This window comes from Achromobacter xylosoxidans A8, assembly GCF_000165835.1.
Classification (GTDB): Bacteria; Pseudomonadota; Gammaproteobacteria; order Burkholderiales; family Burkholderiaceae_B; genus Achromobacter; species Achromobacter xylosoxidans_B.
Window position 1 is genome coordinate 418,888 of record NC_014640.1, and the last position, 15,586, is coordinate 434,473.

Genomic DNA, 15,586 nt, shown 5'->3' on the forward strand with positions numbered 1-15,586 from the left:
GGTTTTGGCGCCGGGCACGACGGCAAGGGGCCGATTATCGGTAGGGGCTTCGCGCACTGTCAATGCGCAATGGCAAGCGCGGCGCTAGGGAAAACGCGGAGAGGGAGGGAGAAAGAGCGCGCCGCGCTGCCTCGTCTGGAGGCCTGCGCGGCGCGATGGCGCCCGGGTGAGGGGCTGGGCGCCGAGGAACCGCCGCAAGGGGCGCCGGGAAACCGGCGGGCGTTGCGGCGGGGTCGCGCCAGGCTGAATCGCGGGAGATCGATCGCGACTCAGGCCGGCGCGGCAGGGCTTACCACTGCGAACCGGAGAAGCGCGAGCTGGCGGCGCGGGCCTTGTTCATCGACTCGTTCACTTCGTCGATGAAGGAGAACACGGCGGCAACAGCTGCCACTACGGCCTGGCCGGCTTTCTTCAGGCCGGTCAGGGGATGGGAATTCGGTTGGTTCTCGAGGGCGCCGCGGAGCAGATCGCGCTCCAGCGCATCGGTCAGGCGGGCAGTGTGGTTCAGGGTCAGTTCGCTCATGGTTTGCTCCAGTCCGTTTCGTCTTGGTGTAAACCATTATAGGGATAACCCTAGGCTCTATGCAATGCTATTTTTAGGGTAAACCCCTATATGTTGTAAAAATGTTTATTCCCCAGGGACTTAGCCGCAATTGCGCAGGGCGCGGGCGGCGTCCGCCAGCTCGCCGGCGGTCAGTCCGATGGGGCCGACACCCTGGGCCACCAGGGCGTCGGCCGCCGCGCCGTGCAGCCACACGGCTCCGGCTACGGCTTGTGCCAGAGGCAATTTCTGGGCGATCAGCGAGCCCAGCATGCCCGCCAGTACGTCCCCGGTTCCGGCGGTGGCTAGCCCCGGATTGCCGCTGGTATTGACCCGAAGATCGCCGTCCGGCGAGCAGACGACGGTGCCGGCGCCCTTCAACACGATCCAGGCCTGGTAGCGCTGCGCCAGTGTCCAGGCGGCGCCGGGGCGGTCGGCCTGCACCTCGGCCGCGCTGATGCCCAGCAGGCGGCCGGCCTCGGCCGGGTGCGGCGTCAGCACTACGGGACCGTCGCCCCAATTGGGCTGGATGTCGCCGCGCGCCAGCAGATTCAGTCCGTCCGCGTCCAGCACCAGCGGCGCCCCGCGCCGCAGCACGAACAATTCGGACAGCGCGTTGGCCGCCAGAGCGCCCGTTCCTATGCCGCAGCCAGCCACCCAGGCGGTGACGCCCCAGTCCTCTTCCAGCAGGGAACGGGCGTCACGCAGCATCAGTTCGGGCTGCAGCGGATCGCAGGCGAGCGGCGCGGCCTCCTGGGCGAAGCCGACCAGAACTTTGCCCGCGCCTGTCTTCAAGGCGGCGCGCGCGGCCAGCAGGGCTGCGCCCGTCATGCCGGGGCCGCCGCCCACCACGCCCACCGTGCCGAAACTGCCCTTGTGGGTGTCCTGGCTGCGCGGCGCGAACAGGGCAGGCAGGGCGGCGCGGTCGATGGTGCCGCCGGTGGACGGGGCGCTAGTGTTCATGGGCTGAGGCTCCTGGGGAAATCGGCATGGCGCGATGGCGCGTATCTACTATAGTGCGCCCAAACCGGCCGGCATCCGGCCCGGCCCCCAGACAAGACGACGTGGAGACAAACATGAGCGACATCACGCTGGAACACTATTCCGCCTATGAGTCCCTGAAGCTGCGCCGGCATCCCGGCGGGGTGCTGGAGGTGATCATGGGCGCCAAGGGCGGCAAGCCGGGCAAGCTGTCCACCGCCGACGACCGCATGCACCGCGAGCTGGCCGACATCTGGCGCGACATCGACACCGATCCCGACACCCGGGTGGTGGTGATCCGCGGCGAAGGCAAGGGCTTTTCCGGTGGCGGCGACCTGGACTTGGTGCAGCAGATGGCGGATGACTTCGACGTGCGTACCCGCGTCTGGCGCGAAGCCCGCGACCTGGTCTACAACATCATCAATTGCAACAAGCCCATCGTGTCCGCCATGCACGGCGCGGCCGTGGGCGCGGGCCTGGTGGCGGGCTTGCTGGCCGACATCTCCATCGCGGCGCGCGACGCGCGCATCATCGACGGCCATACCCGCCTGGGCGTGACGGCCGGCGACCATGCCGCCATCGTCTGGCCGCTGCTTTGCGGCATGGCGCGCGCCAAGTATTACCTGATGCTGTGCGAAACCGTGACCGGCGAAGAAGCCGAGCGCATCGGTCTGGTGTCGTTGTGCGTGGACGAGGCTGAACTGATCGGCCGCGCCTTCGAAGTCGCCAACAAGCTGGCCGCGGGTTCGCAGACCGCCATCCGCTGGACCAAGTATTCGCTGAACAACTGGCTGCGCATGGCGGGTCCCAGCTTCGATACTTCGCTGGCGCTGGAATTCATGGGCTTTGGCGGCCCGGACGTGCGCGAAGGGATCCAGTCCCTGCGCGAACGCCGCGCGCCGAACTTCCGGCCGGATTCGCCGTTCTGAGGTTGCGGATGGCGCGCCGGGGCAAGGCGCGCCATCCGGCTTCCCTACTTCTTGAAGAACTTCGCGAAGGCCGCCTGCGCTTCTTCGGATTGCAGGCGGATGCGGAACTGCTGGGCTTCGTAGTCCAGCGTGTCCTGGATCGCCTGGCGGTCCGGCCGGCGCAGCATGGCCTTGGTCAGGCGCAGGGCTGCCGGCGGCTGGCGCGCCAGGTCGGCGGCGGTGGCTTGCGCGGCGGCCAGCGCCTGGCCCTTGGGCGTGACTGACGTCGCCAGCCCGGCGTCGCAGGCGTCCTGCGCCGTGAACGCCTTGCCCTGCAACAGCCATTCAGCGGCGCGGCGGGTGCCGGCCAGGCGCGGCATCAGCAGGCTGGACGCGCCTTCCGGGCACAGGCCCAGCGCTACGAACGGCATGCGCAAGGTGGCGCCTTCGCCGATATGGACGAAATCGCAGTGTTGCAGCAGAGTCACGCCGATGCCGATCGCGTAGCCTTCGACCGCGGCGATGACCGGCACGTCCGCCATGGTCAGCGCGCGCAGGAACGTCAGGCCGGCGCTGTCGCCCGCGCCGCGCTCCGCCTGGAAGTCGCGCAAGTCGTTGCCGGCCGTGAAATGTTCGCCCGCGCCCGTCAGGATCACCGCCGCCAGCGCCGTGTCGGCGGAGGCCAGCGCAATCTGTTCGGTCAGTGCCGCATAGGTGGCGGTATCCAGCGCGTTGCGGCGGTCCGGACGATTGATGGTCAGCGTCAGCACCGCACCGTCGCGGTTGACTTGCAGCCCGCCGCTCATGCGCCGAACCCCTTGGCCAGGCGGCTCTTGGCGTCCGCGTACTCGCTGCGCAGCGTGTCCACGATCTGGCGCGTGGGCAGCACGCTGGCGATGCCGCCCACGCCCTGGCCCGCGCCCCAGATGTCCTTCCAGGGCTTGACCCGGCCGGAGCCGAAATTGGACGCGCCGCTGTCGGGCTGCGGCAGGTTGGCCGGGTCCAGCCCGGCGGCGGCGATGCTGGCCTTCAGGTAGTTGCCGGGGATGCCGGTGAAGAACGGGGTGTACAGGATGTCCGAGGCGCTGGCGTCGACGATGGCGGATTTGTAGCCCTCGCTGGCGTTGGCTTCCTCGCTGGCGATGAAGCGCGTGCCCATGTAGGCGAAGTCCGCGCCCATGGCCTGCGCGGCCAGGACGTGTGCGCCCGAGGTGATTGCGCCCGACAGGATCAGCGGGCCGTCATAGAAGCGGCGCACTTCGGACACCAGCGCGAAGGGGCTGAGCGTGCCCGCGTGGCCGCCGGCGCCGGCGCACACCAGGATAAGACCGTCCACGCCGGCTTCCAGCGCCTTTTCGGCGTGGCGGATCGTGGTCACGTCATGGAATACCTTGCCGCCCCAGTCATGCACGCCTTTGACCAGGTCGCCGGGCGCGCGCAGGCTGGTAATGATGAGCGGCACGCGGTGGCTGGCGCACACGGCCAGGTCTTGCTCCAGGCGGTCGTTGGACTGATGGATGATCTGGTTGACCGCGAACGGCGCCACGGTCGCGCCGGGATTGGCTTCGCGGTGCGAGGCCAGGCCAGCCTGGACCTCGTCCAGCCAGTCGCTCAGCAGGCTCTGCGGGCGCGCGTTCAGCGCCGGGAACGAACCCACGATGCCGCTGGTGCATTGCGCCACCACCAGCTTGGGATTGGACACGATGAACATGGGGGCGCAGATGACCGGCAGGGACATCTGGCCGTACAAATCAGTCACGAGAGAGTGGGGCATGGCGTCGTCGCGGAAAAAAGGTCAAAAGAGGGCTTGAGCATCGTAGTCGGGTGTGCCTATAATTACCTACCGACCGTCCGGTAATTAATTAATCCTTATTAAACGGCATGCGCCGAAGCGCTGTCAATGGAGGTTCGCAAGAGCCTCCGGCAGCGCCGGCGCGGCCCTTCCAAAGGCAGCCATGGCGACCTCCGCCCCTCCCACCCAGAAACGCGCCCGCGCCGGCCGCCCGCCCACCGTGGCGGCGCCGCGCGAACGGATCCTGGAAGAAGCCGCCAAGCTCTTCGCCCGCAGCGGCTACGACGGCAGCTCGGTGTCGGACCTGGCTGGAGCACTCGGCGTGTCCAAGGCCGCCATCTACCACTACTACACCACCAAGCAGGACATCTACGACGCCATCATCCTGGCCGTGCTGACCGGCCTGACCCAGGCCGTGGCCCAGGAAGTTGGCCGGGCCGAAGGCGCCACCGCCCGGTTGCGCGCCTTCATGGTGGGCCACGCGCGTTACTTCGAGCAGCACCATCCCGAATTCGTCACGATGCTGATCGGCTATTCCGGCATGGCCCTGACCGAGCGCGAAGACGCCGCCCGGCTGCGCGACGGGTACGAAAAGCGCCTGCGCGAACTGATTGCGCAGGGCGTTGCCGCCGGCGAATTCCGCGCGCTGGACGTGGCCGCGGCCGGCCGCGGCGTGCTGTCCATGCTGAATTGGATGGTGCGCTGGTACAAGCCGGGCCAGGGCGACAGCGCCGAAACCATCGCCGCCGGCTACTTCGATCTATTGGTCGGAGGCATGCGCGCCTGAGGCGCGGCTGTCCCCGGCTTGCCCCGCTTTTTTTTGAGACTCCCATCATGGCCCTCGATACCGAAACCCTGAACCTGCTGCTGGATGCCGTGCGCCGCTTCGTGCACGAACGCCTGATCCCCGCCGAAGACGAACTGGCCGAAAGCGGCCAGGTGCCGCCGGACATCGTCAACGAGATGCGCGAACTGGGCCTGTTCGGCCTGTCCATCTCGCCCGACCACGGCGGCCTGGGCCTGACCATGGAAGAGGAAGTGCGCGTGGTCTTCGAACTGGGGCAGACCTCGCCCGCGTTCCGCTCGCTGGCCGGCACCAACATCGGCATCGGTTCGCAAGCCATCGTGCTGGCCGGCACCGACGAGCAGCGCGCCAACTACCTGCCCAAGCTGGCCAGCGGCGAACTGATAGGCTCGTTCGCGCTGACCGAGCCCGACGCCGGCTCCGACGCCATGGCGCTGCGCCTGTCCGCCGTGCGCGACGGCGACAGCTATGTGCTCAACGGCACCAAGCGCTACATCACCAACGCGCCCATCGCCGGCCTGTTCTCGGTCATGGCGCGCACCGCGCCGGAACGCCGCGCCAATTCCATTTCGTGCTTCCTGGTCGAGGCCGGCACGCCGGGCCTGACCATCGGCAAGCCCGACAAGAAGATGGGCCAGGCCGGCGCCCTGACCAGCGACGTGGTGTTCGACAACTGCCGCGTCCCGGCCAGCGCGCTGCTGGGCGGGGAAGAGGGCAATGGCTTCCGCACCTCGATGCGGGTGTTGGACAAGGGTCGCCTGCATATCTCGGCGCTGTGCGTGGGCATCGCCGACCGCCTGCTGAGCGACGCCGTGAAGTACGCCATTGAGCGTAAGCAATTCGGCCAGCCCATCGCTGAATTCCAGCTGATCCAGGCCATGATCGCCGACAGCCAGGCCGAACTTTACGCCGCGCGCTGCATGGTGTTGGACGCCGCCCGCATGCGCGACCGCGGCGAGAACACCACCATGCAGGCCGCCTGCTGCAAGCTGTACGCCACCGAAATGGTGGGCCGCGTGGCCGACCGCGCGGTGCAGATCCACGGCGGCGCGGGCTACATGTCCGAGTACGCGGTCGAGCGCTTCTACCGCGACGTGCGCCTGTTCCGCATCTTCGAAGGCACCTCGCAGATCCAGCAGCTGGTGATCGCCCGCGAAACCATCAAGGCGCATTCCTGAGCGCGGACACGGCCCAAGAGGCTAATATCCTGCATGACTGACGGTGATCCGGCGGCGGCCCTGGGCCGCGCCGGAATATGACGCGCCAGCGGCCGCGCGCCGCCGGCATGACGGAATTCCAGTCTGGCTTGCGCACCGCCGCAAGCCGGACGTTTTCATTTCTCTTCCAGCGAAAAGATTACTAATGTCGCAACGTCCCGCTCCCCTTACCGGCATACGCGTGCTGGATCTCACCCGCGTCCTGGCGGGTCCCTGGTGCACCCAGAACCTTGCCGACCTCGGCGCCGAGGTGATCAAGATCGAACGCCCCGGCGCGGGCGACGACACGCGGGCCTGGGGGCCTCCGTACCTGAAGGACGAGGCGGGCAACGACACCACCGAGGCGGCCTATTACCTGTCCGCCAACCGCAACAAGCTGTCGGTGGCACTGGACATCGCCTCGCCGCGCGGCGCCGAGCTGGTGCGTGAACTGGCGCTGCAAAGCGACATCCTGGTGGAAAACTTCAAGGTCGGCGGCCTCTCCAAGTACGGCCTGGACTACGACAGCCTGAAGGAACTCAACCCGCGCCTGATCTACTGCTCCATTACCGGCTTCGGCCAAACCGGCCCCTACGCCAGCCGCCCCGGCTATGACTTCATGATCCAGGGCATGGGCGGCCTGATGAGCATCACCGGCGAACGCGACGACCTGCCCGGCGGCGGTCCGCAGAAGGCGGGGGTGGCGGTGACCGACCTGATGACGGGCATGTACTCCACGGTCGGCATCCTGGCCGCGCTGCACGAACGCTCGCGCAGCGGCCTGGGCCAGCACATCGACATGGCGCTGCTGGACTGCCAGGTCAGCATGCTGGCCAACCAGAACCTCAACTACATGACCTCGGGCGTGGCGCCCAAGCGTGCCGGCAACGCGCACCAGAACCTGGTGCCTTATCAGGTGTTCGCGGCCAGCGACGGCCACCTGATCGTGGCGGTCGGCAACGACAGCCAGTTCCGCAATTACTGCGGCGCGATCGGCCTGCCCGAGCTGTCGGCCGATCCGCGCTTCGCCACCAATCCGCAACGCGTGAAGAACCGCGCCGAACTGGTGCCGCTGCTGACCGAACGCATGGCCACCGGCGCGCGCGACCACTGGCTGGCCGCGTTGGAAGCCGTGGGCGTGCCGGCCGGCCCCATCAATACGCTGGACCAGGTCTACGAAGACCCGCAGGTCCTGGCGCGCGGCATGAAGCGTGAATTGCCGCATCCGACCGCAGGCACGGTGCCGATTGCCGCCAGCCCGCTGAAGTTCTCCGACAGCCCGGTCGAGTACCGCCGTCCGCCGCCCATGCTGGGCGAGCACACCGAGCAGGTGCTGTCCGAAAAACTGGGCCTGTCGGCCGAAGAAATCCTGGCGCTGGCGCAAAGCCGGGCCTGAACCCCATCCAATAAAAGCAGGAGAGTGGTGATGAAGGAGATTCAAACCATCGGCGTCGTCGGCGCCGGGGCCATGGGGCGCGGCATCGCGCAGATCGCGGCGCAAGCCGGGCTGCGCGTGCGCCTGTACGACACCAGCGCCGACGCCGTGGCGGCCGCGCGCGAGTCGCTGCGCCAGACCTGGGACAAGCTGGCCCAGAAGGGCAAGCTGAGCGCCGCCGACGCGCAGGCCGCGCTGGAACGCGTCGAATCCGCCACCGCGTTGACCGACATGTCGAACTGCCAGCTGGTGGTGGAAGCCATCGTCGAACGCCTGGACGTCAAGCGCGACCTGTTCGCCGCGCTGGAAGGCGTGGTGGCCGAAGATTGCATCCTGGCGTCGAACACCTCGTCGCTGTCCATCACCGCCATCGCCGCCGCCTGCAAGCATCCGCAGCGCGTGGCGGGCTACCACTTCTTCAACCCGGTCGCGCTGATGAAGGTGGTCGAAGTCATCGACGGCCTGCGCAGCGCGCCCGAAGTCGGCGACGCGCTGGCCGAGCTGGCCCACCGCATGGGCCATACGCCGGTGCGCGCCAAGGACATGCCGGGCTTCATCGTCAACCACGCCGGCCGCGGCATGAATACCGAAGGCCTGCGCGTGGCGCAGGAAGCCGTGGCGACCTTCGCCCAGGTCGATGCCGTGATGCGCGAGCAGGCCGGCTTCCGCATGGGGCCGTTCGAACTGCTGGACCTGACGGCGCTGGACGTGTCCCACCCGGTCATGGAATCCATCTACCGCCAGTTCTTCGATGAGCCGCGCTTCCGTCCGTCGCCCATCACTACCGTGCGCCTGGCCGGCGGCCTGATCGGCCGCAAGGCCGGTGAAGGCTTCTACGTCTACGCCGACGGCCAGAAGCAGGTGCCGGCCGAGCCGCCCGTGCCCGCGCTGCCCGAGAACCTGAAGGTCTGGGTCAGCCCCAGGCACGCCGAAGGGTACGCCCGCGCTGCCGCGCTGGTCGAAAAGCTGGGCGCCACGCTGGTGACCGGTTCCACGCCCGACGCCGACGCGCTCATCCTCGTCACGCCCTTCGGCGAAGACGTTTCCACCACGGTTTCCGCGCAAGGCCTGAACGCGGCCCGCACGGTCGGCCTGGATGCGCTCTATGCTTTCGACAGCGCCAAGCGCCGCACCATCATGGTGTCGCCCGCCACCGAAGCCAAGTGGCGCGACGCCGCGCATGCGCTGCTGGCCGCAGACGGCGTGCCGGTCACGGTGATCGAGGATTCGCCGGGCTTCATCGCCCAGCGCATCGTGGCCACCATCGTCAACATCGCCAGCGACATCGCGCAACAGCAGATCGCCACGCCCAAGGACATCGACCTGGCGGTGACGCTGGGCCTGGGCTATCCGGTGGGGCCGCTGGCCCTGGGCGACAAGCTGGGCGCCGACCGTATCCTGGAAATCCTGAAGAGCATGCAACGCGTGACCGGCGATCCGCGCTATCGCCCCAGCCTGTGGCTGCAGCGCCGCGTGCAGCTCGGCATGTCGCTGACGCAGGCGACTGGCGAACAGTGATGTGATGGCTATGCATGGCAGGGCACCGCCCTGACATGTACACAAAAGCCCGCAAGACTTCGTGTCTTGCGGGCTTTTTTTCCTGAAGGACCGGCCGCCTCAGTTGGCCGGCTTGACGCCGATCAGAGAGACCAGCGGCGTCCAGAGCGCGATGTCGTCGCGGATGCGGCGGGCGAACTTGTCCTTCACCTCGCCTGCGCGCGGCTGGCTGCCGGACGCGTCGAACTTGCTCAGCACGTCCGGGTCGCGCAGCATGACCTGCACGGCGTCGGCCAGTCGGTCCACTACTTCGGCGGGCGTGCCGGGCGGCGCGAACAGGCCGTTCCAGGTTTCGATCTCGTGCCCCGGGATGGTGTCGGCGATGGCTGGCACGCCCGGCAGCTGAGGCACGGGCTGGCGGCTGGACACGCCCAGGAAGCGGATGCGGCCGCTATCCTTGTAAGGCAGGATTTCGGAGATGTTGGCCGAATACAGGTCGGTGGTGCCGCCCATGGTGTCGAGCAAGGCCGGCGCGCCGCCCCGGTAGCCGATCAGCGTCGCCTCGATACCGGCGCGCTTCAGGAACACCAGCACCGACATGTGCGACATCGACCCTTCGCCGCCGTGCGCGACGGTCAACGCGCCGGGTTTGGCCCGGCCATACTCGATCAACTGCGCCAGGTTCTGGAAGCGCGAGCTGGACGGCACCGTGAGCACCAGCGGGTTGCTGGCGATGTTGGCCACTGGCACCAGATCGTTCAACGGGTCATAACGCACGTTGAACAGGAACCGGACCAGCGAAACCTGGCCGATGGACCCCACCATCAGCGTGTTGCCGTCGTTGCGGGAACGGATCAGCGCATCGGTGGCGATGGTTCCGCCCGCGCCCGCCTGGTTTTTCACCACCACTGACGACCCCAGCGTGCGGCGCAGCGAATCGGAGGTGATGCGCGCCACATAGTCGGTGTTGCCGCCCGGCGGGTAAGGCACGATCAGTGTGATGGCGGACCCTTCCTGGGCTTGGGCCAGCGCGGACAGCAGCAGCGGCGAGGTGGCCAGCAGCCGCGAGAACTGACGACGATTCATGATGTTTTCCCCTTGTGTCGTAGTGATGCGCGGCCGTGAACTCAACGGGTCGCGGCAGCCATCTGGCCGCTGCCCTTGGCGCCGACGACTTTTCCGTCCTCATACACCGTGGCGCCGCGCACCAGGGTGCGTACCGGCTTGCCCATGAGACGGCGGCCGGCATAGGGGCTCCAGCCCACCAGGCTGAGGACGTCTTCGTCGCGCACTTCGTATTCGGTCTCCAGGTCGACCAGGACCAGGTCGGCGTCCAGGCCCGCGCGTATTTCACCCTTTTCGCGCAGCCGGAACAATTCGGCGGGTTTGGCCGAGCAGGCCTCGGCCACCCGTTCCAGGCTGATCTTGCCTTCCTGCGCCGCGGTCAGGAACATGCTCAGGTAGAACTGGGTCGACGGCGTGCCGGTATGGGCTTTCCAGCCATCGGTCCAGCCCACTTCTTTCTCTTCGCGCGTGTGCGGGGCATGGTCGGTGGCAATGATATCGATGGTGCCGTCGTTGAGTCCTTCCCACAGGCCCGGCACGTTCTTCTCCGGCACCCAATACGACAGCGCATACGAGCCCAGGCGCTGGATCGCCGACCATTCGCAACCCAGGAACAGCGCCCAGGGATTGATCTCGCAGGTCACCTTCTGCCCCGCTGCCTTGGCTTCACGGATGAGCTGCACGCTGCCGGCGGTCTGCGTGTGCAGAATGTGCAGGTGGCAGCCGGCCGCCTTCTGCAGCCGCAGCAGGGTGGCGATGGCGGTTTCCCAGATCACGCCATCGTGGGCGGCATAGGCGCGCGCATAGGCCAGCGCGTCGCGTTCGCCGCGGTCCCAGTAGGTCTGTTCGATCACGTCCATCAAGGCCTGATCGTGCGGGTGCACCATCAATGGCACGTCCAGTTCTGCGCAGCGCTGCATGATGCGCAACAGCTTGCCGTGGTCATGCACGCCGATGCCGGGCATGTGCGGGTAGTCTCGCCCCGTGTCCACCACCATGAAGATCTTGAATGCCGCAATGCCGGTGGCGGTCATGGCCTCCATTTCCGACTCGATCGTCGGCGCCGGATTGAAGTTCCAGTCGACCACGGCGTCGCTGCGGTAGATGGCGAACTGCTTTTCCAGCAGGTCCAGCGAGTTGGGCGGCGGATTGACGTTGGGCATGCCCACGCTGGTGGTGACGCCGCCGGCGGCGCATTGCTGCGTGGCGGTGAGGATGGTGTCCTTGTACTCAAATCCCTTTTGCGAGCCCTGGCGGTGGTGCGAGTGCATGTCGATGGCGCCCGGCAGGACGGCCAGGCCGCTCGCATCGATGATGTTCCGCGCGTCGGGCTCGCTGCCGGCCTCGTACAGGCCGGCGATCTTGCCGTCGCGGATGCCGATGGAGGCGCGCACGCGGCCTTGCGGAGTGACCACCAGGCCGTTCTTGATCAAAGTGTCCATGCTGTCTTCCTTGTGATGGGGAATGCCAAAACGATCAGGCCGCGCGTGCGGCGGGCGGGAGGGCGCGCTGCCGCACCGCGTCCCAGACCTGCATGACGTAGTCTTTGCTCAGGCCTTTGGTAATGAAAACCATGCGGGATTGCCGGTCCGTGTCGGGCCAGTCCGGCAATTCGGTGGGGGGATGGAACAAGCGCTGCACGGCCTGCAGCACGATGGGCCGCTCGTGGCCGGCGATGTGCAGGATGCCTTTGACGCGCAGCAGCTCGTCCGGGTGCGCCATGACCAACGCATCCAGCCACGCGCTGACTTGCGGCCATTGCAAGGGGGCGGCGAAATCCAGGCAGAAGCTGTCGATGCGGGCATGGTCGTGGCCATGCGCGTGCGTGTGGTGCTTATGGGTGTGTTCATGCCCATGCCCACCATGCCCGTGTCCGTCCGTGTAAGGCGCGGCGTTGAGCCATTGCCGGGCCTGCTCCGGACGCACGTTCACGTCGTAGACATCGGGCCCGTCCAGCACCGTGGCATCCGGCCGCTCCGCAGGGTTGCACACCACGCGCGTTGCTCCCGGGTTGACGCGCGCCAGCGTGTCCACCAGCGCCGCGACTTGCGCGCCGGGCAGTTCGGTCTTGGTGACGATCAAGGCATCGGCGACGGCCGCCTGCTTGACGGCTTCCGGGTGCGCGGCCAGCGTGCCCGGCCCGTTGACGGCGTCCACCACGGTCAGCACGCGGTTCAAGCGGAACGAGCGCGCGACGGGAAACGTCATCAACGCCTGGATGACCGGCACCACGTCGGCCATGCCCGTGGTTTCGATCAGGACGCGATCAAAGGCAGCGATGGTTCCGGCGCTGCGCTTGGCGCGCAGGTCGCGCAGGGTCTCGACTAGGTCGCCTTGCACGGTGCAGCACAGGCAGCCGGTGGTCAGTTCGATGGTGTTGTCGTTGCTGCTGGCGATCAGCGCGTGGTCGATGCCGATCTCGCCAAACTCATTGACGATGACCGCCGCACCGGCCAGCGCCGGGTCGCGCAGCCAGTGATTCAGCAGGGTGGTCTTGCCGCTGCCCAGGAAGCCCGTCAGCAAAGTGACTGGAATACGCGTTTCGGAGGTCTCGCCGTTTGCCATGATCCACCTTTGCAAAAAATACTAAATTCGCAACCATTGCGATTAAATGAATTTTTGCATCGAGTTGACGCTTTGGCAAGCCCCCTCGTTTGGCGCCGCGCGCCTCGGCCCAGAGGGGGAAGACGACGCTGCTAGAATCGCGGAGAAATTAAATTTCGCAATGGATGCGAAATCACGCGCCGCACAGGCGTAACGATAGGGAGAGGTCGACGTGGCGGGTGATATCAGGACGCGCAACCGGATACTGCACATCCTGCAGCTCTATGACAGGAGCGCCGCATGGTCGGTTGAGGAAATCGCCGTCGAAATGGATGTCTCCGTCAGTTCGGCCTACCGCGACGTACAGGAACTGGTGCGCGCCGATTTCCTGACTCCGGTGATGGGCGCGCGCTATGTGCTGGGGCCGACCTTTGCTCATTTCGACTTGCTGATGCGCCACGGCGATCCCTTGTTGAAGGTGGCCGAGCCGCACATGCGCCGCCTGGTGGAGGCGACCACGCCCTCGTCGGCATCGGTGCTGACGCGCAGCTACCAGGACAAGGTCATGTGCATCCACCAGGAAATTGGCGACCCGGCCGCGCGCGTCGGACGCTATGAACGTGGCGCCACCATGCCGATGTTTCGCGGCGCGACCTCCAAGGTCATCCTGGCGCACCAGAGCCGCCGCGCCCTGGAGCGCATGTACCTGGCCCATGAAGAGGAAGCGCGTGCCATTTCGCACTGGAAGAGCCTGAAGGACCTGTGCCTGGAACTCGATGCCATCCGCGAGGCGGGCGTAGCGGTCAGTGATTCCGAGATCACGCCTGGGACCATAGGCATAGCCGCGCCCATCTTCCTGGAGCAGCGGGTGGTGGCCGGATTGAGCCTGATCGTGCGCGCCGAGCATTGCCGCCTCGAGCCTTTTCGCGCGGCGGTGATCGAGGCCGCCAGCCAGATCAGCAGCCAGTTGGCCGAAGTGGACGGCGCCTGGGTGGCGCGCGCCTGAGCACGGACCCCAGCCCGCTCAATCGGGTCGCGACTGGCGGTCCCGGCCCAGGCGGCGCAATTCATCCAGCGTTTGGCGCAGCAGCCCCGAGGGCTGGCTCTCCCGCCGGATATACATGCCGACGGAGCGCGAAAGCGCCTGCCGCAGGCGGGTCTTGCGCACGCCGCGCTGCGTTGCGTTGTCCAGCGACGACTCCGGCAACAGCGCAATGCCGCAGTTGTGCTGCACGAAGCGTGCGATGGTGTTCAGGTCCCGAAGGGAATAGACCGGATTGAAGGGTTGTGCCGCGGCCTGGAAGGCGCGTTCGGTCAGGACCCGCACGCTGGTCCCGGGCGGCATGCTGATCAAGGGCAGCCGGGCCAATTCCATGGGCATCCAGTGCCTGACGTCCGGCTTGATCTGGGCGCTGTGGAACAACACGAAGGGCTCGGTGAACAACTCCTGATAGACGAGGTCGGAGGCGCCTTCCTCGTTCATCGTGGTCACGGCGATGTCCACTCGCCGCTCGCGCAACAGTTGCAAGGCCTCGCTGGCGATGGGATCGTAGACCTCCACCCGTACCCGCGGGTGTTTGCGCGCAAGGCTTTGGATCAACAGGGGAATGAGCGACGCCGCAAGCGTGGGCAGGGCCGCGACGGCGACGCGGTTGTGGCGATCGCGCAGCCGTTGGTCCAGTTCCAGCATGCCTTTTTCATGCAGAGCGGTGATCCTGTGAGCAATCTCCAGGATGTCCTGGCCCTCGCGCGACAGGCGCACCATGCGGGTGGTGCGCTCGAAGAGTTTGACGCCCAGCGTCTCTTCCGTTTCCTTCAGCAGCTTGCTCAGCGTTGGCTGAGTTACGTGCAGCATCTCGGCCGTTCTCTGAAAACTCAGCGTTTCGGCCAGCAGCACGAAGATGCGCAGTTGTCTCGTCGTCAGATTCATTCTTTTTGTCTATCAATGCCGTTCAAATCGGAACTTAACCAGAAGACCTGGCTGCCTTAGCCTTTGCATCACGATCTCTCTCTGGAGCTGGGATGTTTCGTCTTGATGGAAAGGTAGCCCTGGTGACCGGTTGCGGCACGCTGGGCGCAGGTTGGGGAAATGGAAAGGCTGCTGCGGCGGTGCTTGCCAGGCAGGGCGCCGCGATTTTCGGTTGCGATCTGAACATCGACGCGGCGCGACAGTCCGCGCAGGCCGTGGCCGCGGAGGGCGGGAAGATCACGGTCCGGCAGTGCGACGTCACGGACGGCAGCCAGGTGGCGGAACTGGTGCGGGCGTGCATGGAGACGCATGGCCGCATCGATGTGCTGGTCAACAACGTGGGCCGCTCGGAACCGGGCGACCCGGTCTCCATGCCGGAGGATCTTTGGCACGATCAGATCCAGGTGAATCTGACCTCTGCCTTCCTGTGCTGCAAGCACGTCATCCCCCTCATGAAGAGCGCTGGTGGAGGATCGATTATCAACATTTCGTCCATCGCCGGGCTGCGTTATGCGGGCAAACCCCAGGTCGGCTATGCCGCCGCCAAGGCCGCCCTGATGCAGATGACGGCCACCACCGCGGTCATCTATGCGCAAGACGGCGTGCGGCTGAATTCGGTGGTGCCAGGACTGATGTTCACGCCCCTGGTGGAACGCCTGGCGCAGAAATACGCCAAGGGTGATTACGAGGGTTTTGTGGCGCACCGCCATGCCCAGGTGCCCGCGGGTCGCATGGGCGACGCCTGGGACGTGGCCCATGCCGTGGCTTTCCTGGCCAGCGATGAGAGCCGCTACATCACGGGGCAGCAGATCGTGGTGGATGGCGGCATCACCATGGCAACGCGTTGAGCGGG

General features: G+C 66.7%; 15 protein-coding genes. 7 read left to right on the top strand and 8 right to left on the bottom strand.

Translation table 11 applies throughout. The annotated features are described in order from the left end of the window. Nucleotides 1–289: 289 nt before the first annotated feature. Both AXYL_RS01975 and AXYL_RS01980 read right to left on the bottom strand, forming a co-directional pair. Entirely contained in the window at nt 290–523 is a 234-nt protein-coding gene (locus AXYL_RS01975; protein ID WP_013391153.1) for a hypothetical protein, read from the bottom strand. 120 nt (nt 524–643) lie between these two features. Then, on the bottom strand, nt 644–1,504 hold the full coding sequence (locus AXYL_RS01980) for an NAD(P)H-hydrate dehydratase (protein ID WP_013391154.1): 861 nt from the start codon (nt 1,502–1,504) through the stop codon (nt 644–646). A gap of 113 nt (nt 1,505–1,617) precedes the next feature. On the opposite strand from AXYL_RS01980, the gene AXYL_RS01985 reads away from it, so the two are divergent. Continuing rightward, nucleotides 1,618–2,451: an enoyl-CoA hydratase/isomerase family protein gene (locus AXYL_RS01985; RefSeq protein ID WP_013391155.1), complete on the top strand. Its 834-nt coding sequence runs from the start codon at nt 1,618–1,620 to the stop codon at nt 2,449–2,451. 44 nt (nt 2,452–2,495) lie between these two features. Here AXYL_RS01985 and AXYL_RS01990 read toward each other — a convergent pair whose 3' ends face one another. Continuing rightward, nucleotides 2,496–3,236 (bottom strand): enoyl-CoA hydratase-related protein, encoded by a 741-nt coding sequence (locus AXYL_RS01990; protein ID WP_013391156.1) that lies wholly within the window; start codon nt 3,234–3,236, stop codon nt 2,496–2,498. Continuing rightward, nucleotides 3,233–4,204: an NAD(P)H-dependent flavin oxidoreductase gene (locus AXYL_RS01995; protein WP_041652108.1), complete on the bottom strand. Its 972-nt coding sequence runs from the start codon at nt 4,202–4,204 to the stop codon at nt 3,233–3,235. The genes AXYL_RS01990 and AXYL_RS01995 overlap by 4 nt, the downstream gene beginning before the upstream one ends. A 181-nt stretch (nt 4,205–4,385) precedes the next feature. Between AXYL_RS01995 and AXYL_RS02000 the strand changes: the two genes are divergently transcribed. From AXYL_RS02000 to AXYL_RS02015, 4 genes are all read left to right on the top strand, one after another. Further along, nucleotides 4,386–5,009 carry a TetR/AcrR family transcriptional regulator gene (locus tag AXYL_RS02000; protein WP_013391158.1) on the top strand — a complete coding sequence of 208 codons (624 nt, stop codon included), beginning with the start codon at nt 4,386–4,388 and terminating at the stop codon, nt 5,007–5,009. 47 nt (nt 5,010–5,056) lie between these two features. Further along, the gene (locus tag AXYL_RS02005) at nt 5,057–6,205 is read left to right on the top strand and encodes an acyl-CoA dehydrogenase family protein (RefSeq protein WP_013391159.1); all 1,149 of its coding nucleotides are present in this window, start codon (nt 5,057–5,059) and stop codon (nt 6,203–6,205) included. Nucleotides 6,206–6,389: 184 nt separating this feature from the next. Beyond that, on the top strand, nt 6,390–7,619 hold the full coding sequence (locus AXYL_RS02010; protein ID WP_013391160.1) for a CaiB/BaiF CoA transferase family protein: 1,230 nt from the start codon (nt 6,390–6,392) through the stop codon (nt 7,617–7,619). Nucleotides 7,620–7,649: 30 nt separating this feature from the next. Beyond that, complete coding sequence (locus tag AXYL_RS02015; protein WP_013391161.1) at nt 7,650–9,176, top strand: 3-hydroxyacyl-CoA dehydrogenase; 1,527 nt, start codon at nt 7,650–7,652, stop codon at nt 9,174–9,176. Nucleotides 9,177–9,275: 99 nt separating this feature from the next. Here the strand turns inward: AXYL_RS02015 and AXYL_RS02020 are convergent, their stop codons facing one another. Genes AXYL_RS02020 through AXYL_RS02030 form a run of 3 tightly spaced genes read right to left on the bottom strand, consistent with a single transcriptional unit; the run spans nt 9,276 to nt 12,785 of the window. After that, nucleotides 9,276–10,241, bottom strand: coding sequence for a Bug family tripartite tricarboxylate transporter substrate binding protein (locus AXYL_RS02020; protein WP_013391162.1), 966 nt, complete (start codon nt 10,239–10,241; stop codon nt 9,276–9,278). Between the two features lie 41 nt (nt 10,242–10,282). Beyond that, entirely contained in the window at nt 10,283–11,662 is a 1,380-nt protein-coding gene (locus AXYL_RS02025) for a dihydroorotase (protein ID WP_013391163.1), read from the bottom strand. A gap of 34 nt (nt 11,663–11,696) precedes the next feature. After that, nucleotides 11,697–12,785, bottom strand: coding sequence for a CobW family GTP-binding protein (locus tag AXYL_RS02030; RefSeq protein ID WP_013391164.1), 1,089 nt, complete (start codon nt 12,783–12,785; stop codon nt 11,697–11,699). A 211-nt stretch (nt 12,786–12,996) separates the two neighbouring features. On the opposite strand from AXYL_RS02030, the gene AXYL_RS02035 reads away from it, so the two are divergent. Further along, nucleotides 12,997–13,770 carry an IclR family transcriptional regulator gene (locus tag AXYL_RS02035; RefSeq protein ID WP_013391165.1) on the top strand — a complete coding sequence of 258 codons (774 nt, stop codon included), beginning with the start codon at nt 12,997–12,999 and terminating at the stop codon, nt 13,768–13,770. Between the two features lie 18 nt (nt 13,771–13,788). Here AXYL_RS02035 and AXYL_RS02040 read toward each other — a convergent pair whose 3' ends face one another. Beyond that, nucleotides 13,789–14,694, bottom strand: a complete 906-nt coding sequence (locus tag AXYL_RS02040; protein WP_013391166.1) for a LysR family transcriptional regulator — start codon at nt 14,692–14,694, stop codon at nt 13,789–13,791. 92 nt (nt 14,695–14,786) lie between these two features. Here AXYL_RS02040 and AXYL_RS02045 point away from each other — a divergent pair, with 92 nt between their 5' ends. Beyond that, on the top strand, nt 14,787–15,581 hold the full coding sequence (locus tag AXYL_RS02045; RefSeq protein ID WP_013391167.1) for an SDR family NAD(P)-dependent oxidoreductase: 795 nt from the start codon (nt 14,787–14,789) through the stop codon (nt 15,579–15,581). Nucleotides 15,582–15,586 lie beyond the last annotated feature (5 nt).